Genomic DNA, 18,129 nt, shown 5'->3' on the forward strand with positions numbered 1-18,129 from the left:
TTTTGAAATGAGTAATTATGTAATTGGTTTGGATTATGGGTCCGATTCGGTACGTGCCGTTCTGGTAAATATAGATTCTGGAAAAGAAGAAGCTTCTTCAACTCATTTATACAAAAGATGGAAAGAAGATAAATATTGTGAGCCTTCTATAAATCAGTTTAGACAGCATCCTCTGGATCATATTGAAGGTCTGGAGAAAACGATAAAATCTGTTCTTCAAAAAACAGGAGTAGAGGGCAATTCAGTCAAAGCGATCTGTATAGATACGACCGGTTCTTCTCCGGTACCGGTAAATAAAGATGGTAAAGCCCTTGCTTTGACCGAAGGCTTTGAAGAGAATCCAAACGCCATGATGGTGTTATGGAAAGATCATACCTCCATCAATGAAGCGAACGAGATCAACCATCTTGCCCGAAGCTGGGAAGGAGAGGATTACACGAAATATGAAGGAGGTATCTATTCTTCTGAATGGTTCTGGGCCAAGATCCTGCACATTGCCAGGGAGGACGAAAAAGTAAAGAATGCCGCCTGGTCATGGATGGAGCACTGTGATCTAATGACCTATATTCTAATTGGTGGCAGTGATCTTGAAAGTTTTAAGAGAAGCCGTTGTGCCGCCGGTCACAAAGCAATGTGGCACGAGAGCTGGGGTGGATTGCCTTCCAAAGATTTTTTATCGCAGCTGGATCCTTATCTCGCTGAGTTAAAAGATCGCTTATACGAAAAGACATATACCTCAGATGAGGTTGCCGGAAATTTAAGTAAAGAATGGGCCGGAAAATTAGGTCTTTCTACAGAATGTATAATCTCAGTTGGAACCTTTGATGCACATGCCGGAGCTGTTGGAGCAAAAATAGACGAACATTCTTTAGTTCGTGTAATGGGTACTTCTACCTGCGACATTATGGTTGCTCGAAATGAAGAAATCGGAAAAAATACCGTAAAAGGAATCTGCGGACAGGTTGATGGTTCTGTGATTCCGGGAATGATCGGTCTTGAAGCAGGTCAGTCTGCATTTGGCGACGTTCTGGCCTGGTTTAAAGATGTACTTAGCTGGCCACTTGAAAATCTTGTTTACGATTCAGAAATACTTGCAGAAGAGCAGAAGAAGAAATTGAGAGAAGAAGTAGAAGATAATTTCATTCCAAAATTAACTGCTCAGGCTGAAAAACTGGATCTTTCAGAAAGTATGCCTATTGCGCTCGATTGGGTCAACGGGCGTAGAACTCCAGATGCAAATCAGGAATTAAAAAGTGCTATTACAAACCTTTCACTGGGAACTAAAGCACCACATATTTTCAATGCCCTGGTGAATTCGATCTGTTTTGGCTCTAAAATGATCGTAGATCGTTTTGAGTCTGAAGGAGTGAAAATTAATAATGTGATCGGGATTGGCGGCGTAGCGAGAAAATCGGCCTTCATTATGCAAACACTGGCCAATACATTGGATATGCCTATCAAGGTAGCATCTTCAGATGAAGCTCCTGCCCTTGGTGCGGCGATCTATGCAGCAGTAGCCGCGGGATTGTATCCCAATACCATTGAAGCCAGTAAAAAACTGGGAAGTCCGTTCGAAGCTGAATATCACCCTCAACCGGAGAAAGTTAAAGAGCTTAAAAAGTACATGGCCGAGTACAGAGAACTAGCCGATTTTGTAGAGAATAAAATCACCCAAAAAAATAAGCAAAATGAGTTCGCAGTATAAAGATTTGAAAAAGGAATGTTACGACGCCAATATGCAACTTAATGCATTAGGTTTGGTGATCTATACCTTCGGAAATGTAAGCGCGGTAGATCGTGAAAAAGAGGTTTTTGCTATCAAACCAAGCGGAGTTCCATACAAAGACTTAAAACCTGAAGATATTGTAATTCTCGATTTTGATAATAATGTGATTGAAGGTGAGATGAGACCTTCTTCAGATACTAAAACCCATGCTTATCTCTATAAGAATTGGAAAAATATTGGTGGGATAGCGCATACGCATGCCACTTATTCTGTAGCCTGGGCACAAAGCCAGAAAGACATTCCAATTTTCGGGACTACACATGCAGATCATCTTACCGAGGATATCCCCTGTGCGGCTCCGATGAGGGACGATTTAATCGAAGGAAATTACGAGCATAATACTGGAATTCAAATATTGGATTGCTTTGAGAAAAAGGGAATTTCATACGAAGAAGTACCAATGGTATTGATCGGGAACCACGGTCCCTTTACCTGGGGTAAAGATGCTGCCAAAGCAGTATACCATAGCAAAGTGCTGGAAGCGGTGGCCGAAATGGCTTATCTCACCCTTCAGATAAATCCTGAAGCTCCAAGATTAAAAGATTCATTAATAAAGAAACATTATGAGCGTAAGCATGGCAAAGATGCCTATTACGGTCAGAATTAATCAATTATAATTTAGATTGAAATGACAAATTTTGAAAATAAAGAGGTTTGGTTTATAACCGGAAGTCAGCATCTCTACGGAGAGGAAACTTTGAGACAGGTTGCCAATAATTCAAAAGAGATCGTAGAAGGGCTTAACGGTTCTGACAATGTTCCGGTTAAACTTATCCATCAAGACACGGTAAAATCATCAGATGAGATCACTAAGGTGATGCTGGATGCTAACAATAGTAGCTCCTGTATTGGAGTGATTTTATGGATGCATACTTTTTCCCCTGCGAAAATGTGGATCAAAGGGCTGAGTATCATTAAAAAACCTATTTGTCATTTTCATACACAATTTAACGCTGAGATCCCATGGAGTAAGATCGATATGGATTTTATGAATCTGAATCAGTCTGCGCACGGAGACAGGGAGTTTGGTTTTATAATGTCCAGAATGCGTAAAAAACGCAAGGTGATCGTTGGTCATTGGAAAACTGAAGTTACTCAGAAAAAAGTAGGTAACTGGCAACGTGTCGCTCTGGGTTGGGATGAACTACAGCATATAAAGGTTGCCCGTATTGGTGATAATATGCGCCAGGTTGCGGTAACCGAAGGTGATAAAGTAGCTGCCCAGATAAAATTCGGGGTTGAGGTAAATGCTTATGATTCTTCAGATGTCACCCAGCATATCGATAAAGTTTCAGATGATGAGGTAAACTCGCTTTTAAAAAAGTATGAAAAGGATTATGATCTTACCGATGCTTTAAAAGATGGTGGAGATCAAAGACAATCTTTGGTTGATGCGGCAAAGATAGAACTTGGCCTGCGAGCTTTTCTGGAAGAAGGTGGATTTATGGCATTTACAGACACTTTTGAAAATTTGGGCGCTCTTAAACAATTACCGGGTCTGGCTGTACAAAGATTAATGGCAGATGGTTATGGTTTTGGTGCTGAAGGTGACTGGAAAACCGCAGCTTTACTAAGAGCTATGAAGGTAATGGCACAGGGCATGGAAGGTGGAACTTCTTTCATGGAAGATTATACCAATCATTTTACAGAAGGAAAAGATTACGTATTAGGTTCACACATGCTGGAGATCTGCCCATCAATTGCAGATTCAAAACCAACCTGTGAAGTACATCCACTTGGAATTGGAGGAAAGGAAGATCCGGTGAGACTGGTTTTTAATTCTCCAAAAGGTAAAGCTTTAAATGCTTCTTTGGTAGATATGGGAACTCGTTTCAGGTTGATCGTTAATGAAGTGGAAGCGGTAGAACCGGAGGCAGATCTTCCAAATTTACCGGTTGCCCGTGTACTATGGGATCCAAAACCGGATATGGATACAGCGGTAACCGCATGGATCCTTGCCGGTGGAGCCCATCACACTGTATATACGCAAGCTTTATCAACAGAGTTCCTGGAAGATTTTGCAGATATAGCCGGTATTGAATTGCTGGTGATTGATGATAATACATCGGTTCGTCAGTTCAAGGATACCCTAAATGCCAATGAAGCTTATTACCATTTGTTCCAGCACGGAATGTAAAACCATAAATCTTTAATTATGAAAAAACTCTATAAACCGCTTCGATTTTTTTGTCTGGCTTTTGCACTGATCTTAATTCAATGTAAGGATGCCAATAAAGGAAGTGATTCTGAAAACCTTTCCGCATCTGAACAGCAGGAAGTAGATAAAGATGAAACAAAAATGAATATCGAGCAAAGCAATTTTGGTGAAACTGCTGATGGTAAATCGGTAGAACACTATACGATCTCAAACGCTTCAGGACTTGAAATGAGTGTCATCAGCTATGGAGGGATCATAACTTCTCTAAAGGTTCCCAATAAAAATGGCGATTACGAAAATGTTGTGCTGGGGTTTGATAATATTAAGGATTATGAGGATGGTAGTCCATATTTTGGTGCGATCATAGGTCGTTATGGCAACCGAATAGCAGGCGGAAAATTCACCCTGGATGGTAAGGAATATAATCTTGATACCAATGACGGACCAAATAGTTTGCATGGAGGAGAGAAAGGATTTGATAAAGTGGTTTGGGATGTTGCATCCAGCACTGAAGGGAATACCGCAACCTTGGAGCTCAGCTATACAAGTAAGGATGGTGAAGGTGGATTTCCTGGTAATTTAAAAACGACGGTGACCTATACATTGAATTCAGATAACGAATTAGATATTAAATACGAAGCTACTACCGATAAAAAGACGATTGTAAACCTAACACAACATTCATATTTTAATCTTTCCGGGGATTTTAGTAAAAAGATACTGGATCATGTAGTAGAGATCAATGCAGATGAATTCCTGCCAGTAGATAAAACATTAATTCCTACCGGTGAATTAAAGCCTGTGAAAGGAACTCCTTTTGATTTTTCTGAACCAACTACCATTGCAAAAGGACTGGAGTTGGAAGGTTCTAATGAGCAACTGGACAGAGGACCGGGATTTGATCATTGCTGGGTTTTGAACGGGCAGGATAGCGGTAAACGTTTCGCAGCCTCTGCTTATGAGCCTGATAGCGGTAGATTTATGGAAGTTTATACCAATGAGCCGGCACTTCAGTTCTATATCGGGAATTTCCTGGATGGAAGTCTTCCTGCATCGGGCGGAGGGACCTATGAAAAACGTACTGGATTCTGTATGGAAACACAACATTATCCGGATTCACCAAATCAGGAAAATTTCTCTTCGACAGTACTAGAACCGGAAGAGAAATATACTTCAGAAACTTCTTATAAATTTTCAGTAAAATAATATGCAAACATTAGATACTTTCGACTGGATTGCTATATCCATTTACTTTGCCATACTAGCCGGAATCGCCATTTGGGTGATCAGAAAAAAGAATTCTAATACAGAAGACTATTTTCTAGCAGGTAGAAATGTGGGCTGGTTTGTAGTAGGAGCTTCGATCTTCGCTTCCAATATTGGATCTGAACATGTGGTTGGACTTGCCGGAGCCGGAGCCGGGGATAAATTACCGATGCTTATTTATGAAATTCAAGCGTGGGTTGTCTTGATCTTGGGTTGGGTTTTCCTTCCATTCTATGCCCGTGCCGGGGTTTTTACAATGCCGGAATTTCTTGAAAAACGCTTTGATGCAAGATCAAGATGGGTACTTTCCATATTTTCTATTGCGGCCTATGTACTCACAAAAATCTCCGTAACAATATATGCCGGAGGTATTGTAGTATCAGCGCTTCTAGGAATTGACTTCTGGACCGGTGCTTTAGGAACTGTGATTTTAACTGGAATATATACCGTACTAGGAGGAATGCGTGCAGTAGTTTATACTGAAACACTTCAGGCAATTATCCTGGTTATTGGTGCGGCAGCTTTGACTTTTATCGGCCTTGATGAAGTAGGAGGTTGGGCAAGTATGACGGAAACCGTTGGTCCTGAATATCTTGATATGTGGAGACCAATGAGTGATCCCAACTTTCCATGGGCTCCGTTATTAATTGCAAGTACGATTACCGGTATCTGGTACTGGTGTACAGATCAATATATCGTTCAAAGAGCACTTACCGCAAGGAATATAAAAGAAGGACGTAGAGGTACTATCTTTGGAGCATTATTGAAATTATTACCTGTATTTTTATTCTTAATTCCTGGTATTATCGCGTTGACTCTTAAAATGAGAGGAGAACTACATTGGGACTCTCCAGATGAGGCATTCCCTGTATTGATGAGTAATTTACTTCCTTCAGGTTTACGCGGACTTGTTGCAGCAGGATTGCTGGCAGCCTTAATGAGTTCATTAGCATCTGTATTTAATTCCTGCTCAACCTTATTTACTGTTGATATTTATAAAAAACTGAGACCGAATACACCGGAGAAAAAACTGGTGCAAACTGGTCAAATCGCAACCGTATTTATTGTACTTATTGGTATCGCCTGGATTCCTATTATGGCCAATATTTCAGGAGTGTTGTACGAATACCTGCAAAGTGTTCAGTCTTATATCGCACCTCCAATAACAGCTGTATTTCTTTTAGGGATTTTCTCAAAAAGGATCAATGCAAAAGGAGCATTCGTTACACTAGTAACAGGATTGGTAGTCGCAGCACTAAGAATTTTCATGGAATTGATCAAAGATTCTTTAGACCCGAATGGAATTCTGTTTGCATTTGGAGATATGAACTTCCTGTATTTTGCATCCTGGTTCTTCCTTTTCTGTGTAATCCTTATAGTAGCAGTAAGCTTCTTATCTAAGGCACCTGCGTATGATAAAGTTGAGAATATGACCTACCAGACCATAACTGAAGAAGAAAAGAAAAATAATAAAGTAAGCTACAATTGGGTTGATATTGCGGTATCTATCGTAATTGTAATTATTGTAGCTGGAGTAATGATATTTTTTAACGGAGAATAATTATGAAATTTTTTATAGACACAGCAAATCTTGATCAGATTCAGGAAGCCCAGGACCTTGGAGTTCTAGATGGAGTAACAACAAACCCATCTTTAATGGCTAAAGAAGGTATTACCGGAAAGGAAAACATTCTGGATCATTATAAAAAGATTTGCGAGATTGTAGAAGGAGATGTTTCTGCTGAAGTGGTAGCCACAGATTTTGATCAGATCGTTAAAGAAGGAGAGGAGCTCGCCAGCTTACATAAACAGATCGTAGTGAAAGTTCCTATGATCAAAGATGGTATTAAAGCCATTAAATATTTTTCAGATAATAATATTCGTACGAACTGTACTTTGGTTTTTTCTGCGGGACAGGCATTATTAGCTGCGAAAGCAGGGGCTTCTTATGTTTCTCCATTCCTGGGAAGATTAGACGATATTTCTACAGATGGGCTTCAGCTTATTGCTGATATCAGATTGATCTATGATAATTATAATTTCTCAACAGAGATCCTGGCAGCCTCTATCAGGCATACCATGCACGTAGTGAATTGTGCTAAACTGGGGGCAAATGTGATGACGGGGCCGTTATCTTCAATTGATGGCCTTTTAAAACATCCTCTAACCGATAGCGGACTGGAGAAATTCCTTGAGGATGCGAAATCGTTCAATCTATAAGTTATGGAAGTAAAAGAATTACAGGATTTTGCTACTCAGGTAAGACGGGATATTTTACGAATGGTACATAAGGTAAATTCCGGTCATCCTGGAGGTTCTCTTGGATGTACCGAATTTTTTACGGCTTTGTATCAGGAAATCATGGAACATGATGTTGATTTTAATATGGACGGAAAAGATGAAGATGTTTTCTTTCTTTCAAACGGTCATATTTCACCTATATTTTATAGTGTTCTTGCCCGAAGCGGATATTTTCCGGTAGAAGAATTAAGTACATTCAGGCTTATTGATTCCCGTTTACAGGGACATCCTACTACTCATGAAGGTCTGCCGGGAATACGAATTGCTTCAGGTTCACTGGGACAGGGAATGAGCGTGGCGCTAGGTGTTGCCCAGGCCAAAAAGCTGAATAAGGATTCACATTTAGTCTATTCACTTCATGGTGATGGAGAATTGCAGGAAGGTCAGAACTGGGAAGCCATCATGTATGCTGCCGGTAACGGCGTGGATAATATTATTTCTACAGTAGATCTTAATGGACAGCAAATAGATGGCAGCACGGATAAAGTTTTACCTATGGGGAATTTAAGAGCAAAATTTGAAGCTTTTGGCTGGGATGTAATGGAGATTAAAAATGGAAATGATCTTCAGCAAGTAATAGATGGATTAAAGGAAGCGAAAAACAGAACCGGAAAAGGAAAACCGGTATGTATTTTAATGCATACCGTTATGGGACATGGAGTAGATTTTATGATGCATACGCATGCATGGCACGGTAAAGCTCCCAATGATGAACAACTGGAAAAAGCATTATCTCAAAATCCCGAAACACTCGGTGACTATTAAAATTGTATGATGGAAAAATATACAGATTCAGGAAAAAAAGATACCCGCTCGGGATTTGGTGATGGCCTAACCGAACTTGGTAGAAATAATCCAAATGTAGTGGCACTTTGCGCAGATCTAATAGGGTCTTTAAAAATGCAGGATTTTATTGATGAAAACCCGGAAAGGTTCTTCCAGGTTGGAATAGCAGAGGCAAATATGATGGGAATGGCTGCCGGCCTCACCATTGGAGGAAAGATTCCGTTTGCGGGAACCTTTGCCAATTTTGCTACCGGAAGGGTGTACGATCAAATAAGACAAAGTATTGCTTATTCAGGAAAGAACGTAAAGATTTGTGCTTCCCACTCTGGAGTTACTTTGGGAGAAGATGGAGCAACGCACCAAATCCTGGAAGATCTGGGACTTATGAAAATGTTACCGGGAATGACGGTAATCTGCACCTGCGATTATAACCAGACGAAAGCTGCTACTATCGCTGTTGCTGAACATGACGGACCGGTTTACCTAAGATTTGGAAGACCCAAAGTTGCTAATTTTACTGCGGAAGATCAAAAGTTTGAGATTGGAAAGGCAGTTAAATTATATGAGGGAATAGATGTAACCATCATTGCTACCGGTCATTTGGTTTGGGAAGCTATTCAGGCTGCAGAAGAATTAGCTGAAAAAGGAATCAATGCAGAGGTGCTTAATATTCATACGATAAAACCTTTAGATGAGGAAGCAATTCTGAAATCGGCTAAAAAGACAGGCTGTGTAGTTACTGCTGAAGAACATAATTTTCTTGGAGGTCTTGGTGAAAGTGTTTCCAGAACTCTGTCTCAGCATCTGCCTACTCCTCAGGAATTCGTCGCTACCCAGGATACTTTCGGGGAAAGCGGTACTCCGGAGCAATTGATGGATAAGTATGGCCTGAATTCTGAGGCCATTATCAAAGCCTGTGAAAAAGTAATGAGACGCAAGTAAAATAAACACAGCGTCTATCATCTCTTAATAAATCTGAAATTATGCGAATAAATCAAATTCAATTTTTGTTGATCTTATCTAGTTTGCTTTTATCGGTAAACCTGTTTGCGCAAACGCTAAGTTCTGCTAAAAGTCCGGACGCTAACCTGGAGGTTATATTAAAATTGAATGAAAATGGAAGTCCTTTGTATCAAATTCAGCTTGGAGATAAGGTTTTTCTCGAAGAATCACCATTAGGTATGAAGACCTCGATTGGTGATTTTTCTGAAAATTTGAATTTTATTTCCAGTGAGGTCGATGCTGTTTCAGAAACTTACCAGATGGATAGGGCTAAAATTAGCCAGATCGATTATAAGGCTAATGAACTAATAAGCACTTTTACCAATCAGAATAGGGATACGCTAAAAGTGATCTTCAGCATTAGCGATAATGATGTTGCTTTTTCCTATAGAGTTATTGGAGGTAATCAGCAGACTAAGATCCGGATCCATGAAGAAACTACAGGATTTAATCTTCCTGATGATGCAACAACCTATATTTCTCCGCAATCCATACCAATGATAGGTTGGGAAAATACCAAACCAAGCTATGAAGAGGAATATACCTTGAACGAGGCTATGGAAAAACCTTCTCAATACGGAGTTGGCTATACTTTTCCAGCTTTATTCAGATTAGGAGAACAGGGGTGGTTATTACTATCTGAGACTGGAGTCCATGGACAATATGTAGGTTCGAGATTAGGTGAAGGTTCCACAGAAGGATTGTACAGTTTAGAATTTCCTCAGGAAGGAGAGAATAATGGAATAGGAGATACATTCCCATCCATGGCCCTACCGGCTCAAACTCCATGGCGCACGATCACTATAGGAAAAACCTTGAAACCGATCGTGGAATCTACAGTGATGTTCGATGTAGTGAAGCCGCTCTATAATGCTTCAGAAGAATATAAAATGGGGAAAGCATCCTGGAGCTGGATCGTATGGCAGGATGATAGTATGAATTATGATGACCAGGTTAAATTTATCGATCTCGCTGCAGATCTTGAATTTGAATATATTCTTATAGATGCCAATTGGGATAGGAATATCGGTTACGAAAGAATGGAAGAGCTGATTAATTATGCCGATTCTAAAAATGTAAAGACACTTTTGTGGTATAATTCCAACGGATACTGGAATAATGCGCCGCAGACCCCGCAGGATAAAATGCATATTTCAGCTGAAAGGAAAAAGGAGATGAAGTGGATGCAGGATCTCGGGGTAAAAGGAATAAAAGTTGACTTTTTTGGAGGGGATAAGCAGCCAACGATGCAGCTTTATGAAGATATTCTGACGGATGCCAATGAATATGGTCTTGGAGTAACATTTCACGGCTGTACCCTGTCTAGAGGATGGCAGCGTATGTTTCCGAATTTCGTCTCCTCAGAAGCAGTCCTGGCCTCAGAAAATTTGATATTCAGACAGGAAGCGCTGGATAAGCATGCTTTGAATGCTACGCTCTTACCTTTTACCAGAAATGCTGTGGGTGCCATGGATTTTGCCCCTGTTTTTCTGAACGACCGCTTATCCCAGGATCAGGAAAACGGAACGATTCGATCTACAACAGACGCTTTTGAATTGGCGACTTCCGTGTTGTATTTTTCACCTATTCAGCATTTCGGACTTACTCCAAATAATCTCGAAGAGCAACCTGAGTTTGTGTTAGACTTTCTGAAAAATGTTCCCACGACATGGGATGAAACGTTATTTATTTCTGGTACTCCTGAAAAGGAGGTTGTGTTGGCTCGAAGAAAAGATGAAAAATGGTACATCTCAGCCGTCAATGGCGAAAAGAAAGCTAAAAAACTTGAAATTGAACTTCCCATGCTAACGGGGCAAAAGGTTCAGATGATATTCGATAAGAAAGATGGTTCAGCCGGAAATAGTGAAATTAAAATAAATGAAAATGGATTAGTGACTCTTGAACTTTTGCCAGAGGGTGGGGCTGTTTTGATAAATAACTAATATGAAAAACTCCATTAAATTTCCTAATATATTTTTAAATCTTTAGGATTGGTAAAAAACAGATAATATAAGGTTTGGCCAAAGAAGCTAAATCCGGTAGGTATATTAAAAAAAGCTTATGAAAAGTAAAAGTTGGATAGCTCCTCCTTCTCCTAAAAAAGCCCGTAAACATTATGTTTACGGGCTTTTTTGATTTTATTTATTATAAAATAATAACTGCCGAACTCGAATAAATGAGGAGATACTCAGTGAGTAAGTTATAGTCCCTAATTGTACTCGGAATTAGCTCTAGTTATTTTCAAGTTAAAATAATAGAGGAATATGATCTTTTAGGAAATCTATAGCGTCTTAAGGCCATCTAACTTGATAAGGATATCTTTCATATATAGCATTATCTTCATTAATAGAATATCCTTTATCTGCATTCTCTTTGGCATCTTTATATATACTTTGCCCTTCGTTTGGTTTCCCAAGCTTATAAAGAATTTTAGCCTTGTAATATTGAACATCCGAAAATTGGGGGTAGATCTCCAGTGCCTTATCAAATAATTCTAAAGCTTCCTCATATTTTTTCTGTTCATACTTGCTAATTCCATAATAAAAAAGATCTAAGTGGTGTAACCAGCCTTCTTTGTTTTCCTGTATGGTTTTATGATAATCTTTTTCAAAAATTCCCTCTGCTTTCTCAAATTCATTAAGCTGCAAATAACTCAAGGCAATGTAAAAATTGTAAGAATGATCCATAACAAATCCATAGCCATATTGATCCTGATAATTTCTAAAATCTACAATTGCATCTTTGTATTGTTTTGAAAATATACATTTTATAAATGCCCTGTAATCCTGCCATCTTTTCGGATTGTACTTTACGGCTTTATCAATAAAAGGCATCCCGAGCTCATATTTACTTTGTTTAAACAGTGGCATCGCTTTTTGTTGCCAGAAATAGGCTACGGTGGAATCTTTTTTTAAACCTTTATCAATTTCTTTTTGCCACTCTTGCGAATAAGTATCATGCGCCCAGGCTCCATTTTTAAGATGAACTTCAATGAGCGAATCTTGCTGTTTCTGAGTGAATTTTGAAACTTCATTTTCTTCTGAAGTTTTTAGATTTTTCTTGTGATTACAACCAATTAAAACTGAAATAAAAAGTAAAGTCAGAAGGTGTTTTTTTAAGTATTTCAAAGCTTGATTTAAATTTTGCATAGCGACCTCGGGTTATAGAATTATTGGAAAAAGGAAGACTTATTTGTAGGCTTTGACCAAATTTTGTTAGATCTAATTTGAAATATAATAGTTTACTTCCAGAAATTTCACAGCTTCACTGTTTTCATCTTTTTCTGACTTAAGCTCCTTTAGTAATCCAGCAATAATTATCTTTTCGCTTGGTAGTTTTTCTGAACCCCTTGAATGTGCGATTATGAAGGTTTCCGAAGTTTTCTCGTCCCGCAATTCATAAACATCATAATTATCTATCATTGGGATCATTATAAAAGACATTACTTTTCCTGCCATTATCGGTACCATTATAAATCCATTGAAATCAGATTTATTGTCTATTAATTTTGGAACTCCGGTTAATATAGCGTTTGAAGCAATTACTCCATTTTCATTCGCTTTAGATGGCAATAAATTTTGTGGCTTATATTTTAGATATGTTTGTTTTAATTCTTCATCTAATTTTGAAAGTATTTCCTGTTTTTCTTCATCTTTCAATGAGATCATAGACATTTCTAGAAAAAGGATGACTTTTTGCTTGTCATTAAATACACCACCAATTTTCCCTAATTCAGACTGAGTTATTATACCATCATTTGATTTTGCTAAGATGTTATAGAATCTACCACCATTATCAAGAGAGGATAGCGCTTCGTTAATTTCTTTATACGGATTTATTCTTTTCATGAGAAGTATGGTTATCTTATTCTGATCTTGTTAAAAAGGTTTATAGTAAAATTTTTCAAAGCATATGGATAGATTGACAATCAAATCTCATGCGGTGAATTAGTTTTATATAGGTTGTTTCACGTTCAAACATTTATTAGATCATTGAATGTCAGGTTGAGCGAAGTCGAAACTTAAAATCACTTGCCCAATAGTTCTCGACTGCACTCGAACTTATAAAAGGGCTAAGTGAAGATAACTTTAAAATTATATGCACTTCACTAAGAACCTCTACAGTTTTATTGTATAGCGATGTAGTATTAAAAGGTTAAACATCACCCTTGTAATAATCCAACACTTTTATCCTTATTAAATACTCGTATTTGGCATTAGCCAGATTTATTCTGGCCCGGTCTAAATTGTTTTTACTTATAATATATTCCACAATATTTGAGACTCCATTTGTAAACCTGATCTCGTTTACTTCGTAAGATTGCTCATAGGCTTCTACCTGATCCTGGAGGATAAAATAGTTTTCATAAGCGGCTTCCATATCACTATGGGCTCTTTTGATGGCCTGCAAAAATTGAGTTTTTGTATTTTCCAGTTCCAGTTCAGCATCTTCCAGTTCAATCTTTTTAAGCTGAACATTCCTCTTTGCCCTGAAACCATTAAAAATAGGAATATCCACTGCAACCCCTATGACTGAATTAAGATTATTCTCAAACTGATCTGAATACGATATTTTTTCCTCTCCAAACTGACTTTGATTCGTTCTTACCGGGTAGGTCACTTCATCTACAGTAATAAATTGTCCGGTTTCTACAATTTGGGTGCCTGTTTCATTGAATAACCTGGCAACACTGGAATAGTTAGTATTTAATTGGGCAAATAAAGAAATATTTGGGGCAAAAAGAGAACGGGATACTGCTATATCTTCTTCTGCAGCCTGTATTCTTAAACGCCTGGCTTTAAAGGTAGCAAGATTCTCGAGGGAGGCTTCGTAAGTTTCCTCCGCAGATAAACGATATTTTTCTAGTTCTGGGGAAACTTGAAATTCCTCTATATTTATTTCAGAATCTAAATTGAGGAGTTGAGCCAGTTCAAGTTTAGATTGATAGAGGTTGTTTTTGGCATCCACGACGCTAGATTGGTCATTATTAACCTGTCCTTTTATATCGGTATAGTCTGCCGGATTTCCCTGTCCTTCTTCATTCAAGGTTTCTAGTCTATCGGTTTGCTGCCTGGTACTTTCCAATCTGAATTTAGCCAATTCCATAAGATCCTGATTATTAAGAACTTGAAAATATGCTAATGTAACATCAAGGATTAGCTGCTGGCGCTCAGCCTCAGCTTGAGCTTCCGAAGCTTTCATATTAAACCGGTCTCTTTGAATGGAATTTCTAAGTTCGAAGCCGTTGAATATTTGTGTATCCAAATTAAGACCAGCATTGCTGAAATTCAATTTTTGATCTATAAAATCATTTGTAAACGGATCAATACTCCGGCCATTGTTAACTCCATAATTAAATCTGCCATTTAGACTAGGAAGAACTTCAGAACGCGTTCCTTTAAAAGTAAGTGCGGCGGTTTCTGCCTGTAATTGCGATCTTTTTAAGTTTATGTTGTTTTTTAATGCGATCTCGATACTTTCTTCTAGCGATAATTTTTCCGAAGAAATTTTCTGGGAAAAGAGTTGCAGGGAAAAGAAGAATGATGTGATGATGATGAATGTTTTCAAAATTTAAATTTTTAATGAATGTCTTTTTAAGATTTTTAGGAGCACTATTTGCCTATCCTTCGACTGCGCTCAGGATGACAAAGCAAAGTTGTGAGCGCAGTTAGAAAAATATATTTTTATGATTTTTCAACGCTTCCGTCCAGAAGGTTGATGATTCGTGAGCCATAAGCGGCATTACTTTCTGAATGTGAAGCCTGGATAATAGTAACCCCTTCCTGATTCAATTTTTTAAAAAGCTGCATGATCTCATCGCTTTGCTTAGAATTAAGGTTTCCGGTAGGCTCATCGGCAAGGATAAGTTTAGGTTTGATGATCAAAGCTCGTGCAATACCAACTAATTGTTGCTGACCGCCACTTAGCTGATGCGGAAAAAGATCTTTCTTTCCTACAATATTGAAACGGTCCAGAATATCAGCCACCAAAGCCTTTCTTTCTGAACTTTTGACTTTTTTGTAAAGTAGGGGAGTTTCAATATTTTCATAAACCGTCAAATCATCCAGCAGGTGATAAGCCTGGAAAATAAAACCGATGTTTTGGTTGAAAATTTCGGTTCGTTTTTTCGATTTCAGCTCGTGGATAGGCTGGTCTTCAAAAAAATATTCACCTTCATTAAATTCATCTAACATGGCAATGACATTTAGCAGAGTAGATTTACCAGAACCCGAAGGCCCCATTATGGATAGAAACTCTCCTTCTTCAACGTTTAGACTTAGGTCATTCAGTAGAAAAATTCTCTTTCCACCTGATTTTACCCATTTATAGATATGATTTAGTTTAAGCATGTTTTAATTTTTATTTATGTCGGTCTGAACTTGTTTCAGCTTTTTTTTAATATTATTTATTTCCCTTTCTAAAGAGTACACTAATCGTTTCTTAAGGAATTTATAGGATTTGAAACAGCCGCTTTAATCGCCTGGAAACTTACGGTAACAAAAGCGATGAATATGGCAATTATCCCTGCAAAGACAAATATCTGCCAGTCTATTGCTATGCGATAAGCAAATTCCTGAAGCCATTTTTCTGTCATCCAATACGCAAGTGGAAAGGCAAATACCAGGGCTGCCAAAACTAGTTTAATGAAGTCTTTGGATAGCAATCTGGTAATGCTCGCAATACTTGCGCCCAGAACTTTTCGAACGCCAATCTCTTTGGTTCGTTGTTCTGCCATAAATGCCGCAAGTCCGAACAAACCAAGGCAGGCTACAAAAATTGCCAGTCCGGCAAAAATCAGAGCGATCTCGGCAGTTCTACGTTCCGAAGCATACATTTGCTCTACATTTTTATCTAAAAAGGAATAATCGAATGCAGATGAAGGCACAATTTCATTAAAGGTATTTTCGAATTTAGCTAGCGAGGTAGCCATGTTAGCGCTATTAAACCGAATAAGTAAATAGCGTAGCGGTTCCCTGCCATTGTTAAAGGCATAAGCGCCAATGGGCGAATGCAGGGAGGAAAAATTGAAATTGTCTACCACACCCACCACGTAAGCATTCGTTCCTAATTGCATGCTAACATTTTTTCCAATCGCTTCCTGTGGACTAATACCAAGGTAGTCTACGGCTTTTTTGTTTAGAACCACATCTACAATACTATCTCCTTCCTGTTTGTTTTTAGGAAGTCCGTTTCCGGCAAGGAACTTTAGTTGCAGCACATCACTAATCCCGTCTCCGCTTCTATTGGTTTGAATGTTAATACTCTCTTCAGAATTTATATTCTTATATAGAGAACGACCACTTACACTCAATCCCGGATAACCCTGTGCCATCGTCGCACTGGAAACTTCGGGAAGTTGTCTAAAGCGCTTTATCAGGGATTCTTTATCACTATCTTTCTTTACTGCCGAGGTAGAAACAGCCAGTATATTTTCCGGATTATATCCCAGATCTTTATTCTGAATGAAATGAAGCTGATTATAAATTACCAGCACACTAATGATCAAAATAACCGATGCTGAAAATTGAACGATCACCAATCCTTTTCTTAGCACTGTAGAAAAACTTCCGTTTTCTTTGGAAGATTTCATGACTTCCATTGGAGAAAATTTAGATAAATATAATGCAGGGAATGAGCCGGCAACAAGTGTCGTAACCAGCCAGATAATAAAAATTGCTACAATAAATGGAAGCGAGGTAAGCGCACTATAACTCAATACGGTTCCCGTAACAGATTCGAAGAGAGGAATCGAAATAAGACTTAAAATAATAGCCAGTACGATTGCTATCAGGGTTACAAATCCCGTTTCAATAAAAAACCTGAAGATCAATACCTTTCCTGAAGCTCCAAGTGTTTTGTTAATGCCAACATCTTTGGTGCTTTTCTGTGATCGTGCCGTAGCCAGATTCATATAATTAATACAGGCGATCAATAAAATTAAAATAGCCAGCAGGCTGAAGTTTCGAACTTCATCGATGCTTCCTATTTTTGAGGAATTCCCTTTTTCAATTTTCGTAGAATACAGATGTATTTTTTCCAGTGGTTGTAGACTTAAGGTGTACCATTGATATTCCTTTTCAACTTTTTTGTCTAGCAGAATGGAAATTTTCTTTTCAACATTTGCCATTTTTGAACCTTTATTCAGTAGAAAAAAGGTTTCAAAACTTGCGTTGCTCCAGGATGGATTTTCATAAAATCCCACAGAGCTGAACGATGCGATCAACTCGCCCTCAAAACTGGAATTTATAGGAAAGTCTTTATATACACCGGTAACTTCCATTGCCATATCATTATCTACTTTCAATATTTTGCCTAAAGCATTGCGGGTTCCAAAATATTTTTTCGCGGTAGTTTCTGATAAAGTAATGGTATTTGGGCGTACTAATGCGGTGGCGGGATTTCCGGAAATAAATTCAATTTGAAATATATCAAAGAAAGTAGCATCCGCATAATACATTTTTGGCTCTACATACTGCTCATTTTCGGCTTCAATAAAGGCAGTACTGCCAAAGTTATGATCCCAGAGCCTGGCTGAATTTTCTATTTCCGGGATCTCTGTTTTTGCATTCGGGCTCAAAGCCGCAGGAACGGTAGACCATATCTCCTTATTCGATTTTTCCGTCGTGTTCAGCAAAGCCCGATAAATACGATCTTTATTCGCATACATTTTATCGAAACTACGCTCCTGCATCACAAATAGAAAAAGCAGGATCGTAATAGTAAGACCAATAGATAGTCCCAGAATATTGATGAATGAGAATGTTTTATCTGACTTTATTTTTCGCCAGGATATTTTGATGAAATTTTTAAACATGAATGAATGATTTTC

The 18,129-nt window shown here is 38.4% G+C and carries 14 protein-coding genes; 9 read left to right on the top strand and 5 right to left on the bottom strand.

The features are described from left to right. Nucleotides 1-7 precede the first annotated feature (7 nt). From GFO_RS03310 to GFO_RS03350, 9 genes are read left to right on the top strand one after another with little or no spacing between them, the layout of a single operon-like run. The gene (locus GFO_RS03310; RefSeq protein WP_011708611.1) at nucleotides 8-1,705 is read left to right on the top strand and encodes a ribulokinase; all 1,698 of its coding nucleotides are present in this window, start codon (nucleotides 8-10) and stop codon (nucleotides 1,703-1,705) included. After that, nucleotides 1,689-2,393 (top strand): L-ribulose-5-phosphate 4-epimerase, encoded by a 705-nt coding sequence (locus tag GFO_RS03315; RefSeq protein ID WP_011708612.1) that lies wholly within the window; start codon nucleotides 1,689-1,691, stop codon nucleotides 2,391-2,393. Before GFO_RS03310 ends, GFO_RS03315 begins: the two co-directional genes overlap by 17 nt. 21 nt (nucleotides 2,394-2,414) lie before the next feature. Then, entirely contained in the window at nucleotides 2,415-3,923 is a 1,509-nt protein-coding gene (gene araA, locus GFO_RS03320) for an L-arabinose isomerase (RefSeq protein ID WP_011708613.1), read from the top strand. Between the two features lie 18 nt (nucleotides 3,924-3,941). Beyond that, nucleotides 3,942-5,150: an aldose epimerase family protein gene (locus tag GFO_RS03325; protein WP_011708614.1), complete on the top strand. Its 1,209-nt coding sequence runs from the start codon at nucleotides 3,942-3,944 to the stop codon at nucleotides 5,148-5,150. A gap of 1 nt (nucleotide 5,151) precedes the next feature. Next, on the top strand, nucleotides 5,152-6,771 hold the full coding sequence (locus GFO_RS03330; RefSeq protein WP_011708615.1) for a sodium:solute symporter: 1,620 nt from the start codon (nucleotides 5,152-5,154) through the stop codon (nucleotides 6,769-6,771). Nucleotides 6,772-6,773: 2 nt separating this feature from the next. After that, nucleotides 6,774-7,430 carry a fructose-6-phosphate aldolase gene (fsa, locus tag GFO_RS03335; RefSeq protein WP_011708616.1) on the top strand — a complete coding sequence of 219 codons (657 nt, stop codon included), beginning with the start codon at nucleotides 6,774-6,776 and terminating at the stop codon, nucleotides 7,428-7,430. Between the two features lie 3 nt (nucleotides 7,431-7,433). Next, nucleotides 7,434-8,276: a transketolase gene (locus GFO_RS03340; RefSeq protein ID WP_011708617.1), complete on the top strand. Its 843-nt coding sequence runs from the start codon at nucleotides 7,434-7,436 to the stop codon at nucleotides 8,274-8,276. Nucleotides 8,277-8,285: 9 nt separating this feature from the next. Further along, a complete protein-coding gene (locus tag GFO_RS03345) occupies nucleotides 8,286-9,239 on the top strand; it encodes a transketolase family protein (RefSeq protein WP_041250228.1) in 954 nt (317 codons plus the stop codon). 41 nt (nucleotides 9,240-9,280) lie between these two features. Next, nucleotides 9,281-11,242: a glycoside hydrolase family 97 protein gene (locus GFO_RS03350; RefSeq protein WP_011708619.1), complete on the top strand. Its 1,962-nt coding sequence runs from the start codon at nucleotides 9,281-9,283 to the stop codon at nucleotides 11,240-11,242. Between the two features lie 348 nt (nucleotides 11,243-11,590). Here the strand turns inward: GFO_RS03350 and GFO_RS03355 are convergent, their stop codons facing one another. From GFO_RS03355 to GFO_RS03375, 5 genes are all read right to left on the bottom strand, one after another. Further along, nucleotides 11,591-12,427, bottom strand: a complete 837-nt coding sequence (locus GFO_RS03355) for a tetratricopeptide repeat protein (protein ID WP_148264588.1) — start codon at nucleotides 12,425-12,427, stop codon at nucleotides 11,591-11,593. A 93-nt stretch (nucleotides 12,428-12,520) separates the two neighbouring features. Next, a complete protein-coding gene (locus GFO_RS03360; RefSeq protein WP_011708621.1) occupies nucleotides 12,521-13,147 on the bottom strand; it encodes a hypothetical protein in 627 nt (208 codons plus the stop codon). A gap of 307 nt (nucleotides 13,148-13,454) precedes the next feature. Then, nucleotides 13,455-14,867, bottom strand: a complete 1,413-nt coding sequence (locus GFO_RS03365; RefSeq protein WP_011708622.1) for a TolC family protein — start codon at nucleotides 14,865-14,867, stop codon at nucleotides 13,455-13,457. Nucleotides 14,868-14,983: 116 nt separating this feature from the next. Beyond that, nucleotides 14,984-15,649 carry an ABC transporter ATP-binding protein gene (locus tag GFO_RS03370; protein ID WP_011708623.1) on the bottom strand — a complete coding sequence of 222 codons (666 nt, stop codon included), beginning with the start codon at nucleotides 15,647-15,649 and terminating at the stop codon, nucleotides 14,984-14,986. A gap of 80 nt (nucleotides 15,650-15,729) precedes the next feature. Beyond that, nucleotides 15,730-18,114 (bottom strand): ABC transporter permease, encoded by a 2,385-nt coding sequence (locus tag GFO_RS03375; RefSeq protein WP_011708624.1) that lies wholly within the window; start codon nucleotides 18,112-18,114, stop codon nucleotides 15,730-15,732. Nucleotides 18,115-18,129: the final 15 nt, after the last annotated feature.

The organism is Christiangramia forsetii KT0803 (assembly GCF_000060345.1).
GTDB lineage: Bacteria > Bacteroidota > Bacteroidia > Flavobacteriales > Flavobacteriaceae > Christiangramia > Christiangramia forsetii.

What these genes read in the sequence shown, in the direction of transcription:
- GFO_RS03310 (WP_011708611.1), top strand. Translation starts at nt 8, where the DNA reads ATGAGTAATTATGTAATTGGTTTGGATTATGGGTCCGATTCGGTACGT.
- GFO_RS03315 (WP_011708612.1), top strand. Translation starts at nt 1,689, where the DNA reads ATGAGTTCGCAGTATAAAGATTTGAAAAAGGAATGTTACGACGCCAAT.
- araA (WP_011708613.1), top strand. Translation starts at nt 2,415, where the DNA reads ATGACAAATTTTGAAAATAAAGAGGTTTGGTTTATAACCGGAAGTCAG.
- GFO_RS03325 (WP_011708614.1), top strand. Translation starts at nt 3,942, where the DNA reads ATGAAAAAACTCTATAAACCGCTTCGATTTTTTTGTCTGGCTTTTGCA.
- GFO_RS03330 (WP_011708615.1), top strand. Translation starts at nt 5,152, where the DNA reads ATGCAAACATTAGATACTTTCGACTGGATTGCTATATCCATTTACTTT.
- fsa (WP_011708616.1), top strand. Translation starts at nt 6,774, where the DNA reads ATGAAATTTTTTATAGACACAGCAAATCTTGATCAGATTCAGGAAGCC.
- GFO_RS03340 (WP_011708617.1), top strand. Translation starts at nt 7,434, where the DNA reads ATGGAAGTAAAAGAATTACAGGATTTTGCTACTCAGGTAAGACGGGAT.
- GFO_RS03345 (WP_041250228.1), top strand. Translation starts at nt 8,286, where the DNA reads ATGGAAAAATATACAGATTCAGGAAAAAAAGATACCCGCTCGGGATTT.
- GFO_RS03350 (WP_011708619.1), top strand. Translation starts at nt 9,281, where the DNA reads ATGCGAATAAATCAAATTCAATTTTTGTTGATCTTATCTAGTTTGCTT.
- GFO_RS03360 (WP_011708621.1), bottom strand. Translation starts at nt 13,147, where the DNA reads ATGAAAAGAATAAATCCGTATAAAGAAATTAACGAAGCGCTATCCTCT.
- GFO_RS03370 (WP_011708623.1), bottom strand. Translation starts at nt 15,649, where the DNA reads ATGCTTAAACTAAATCATATCTATAAATGGGTAAAATCAGGTGGAAAG.
- GFO_RS03375 (WP_011708624.1), bottom strand. Translation starts at nt 18,114, where the DNA reads ATGTTTAAAAATTTCATCAAAATATCCTGGCGAAAAATAAAGTCAGAT.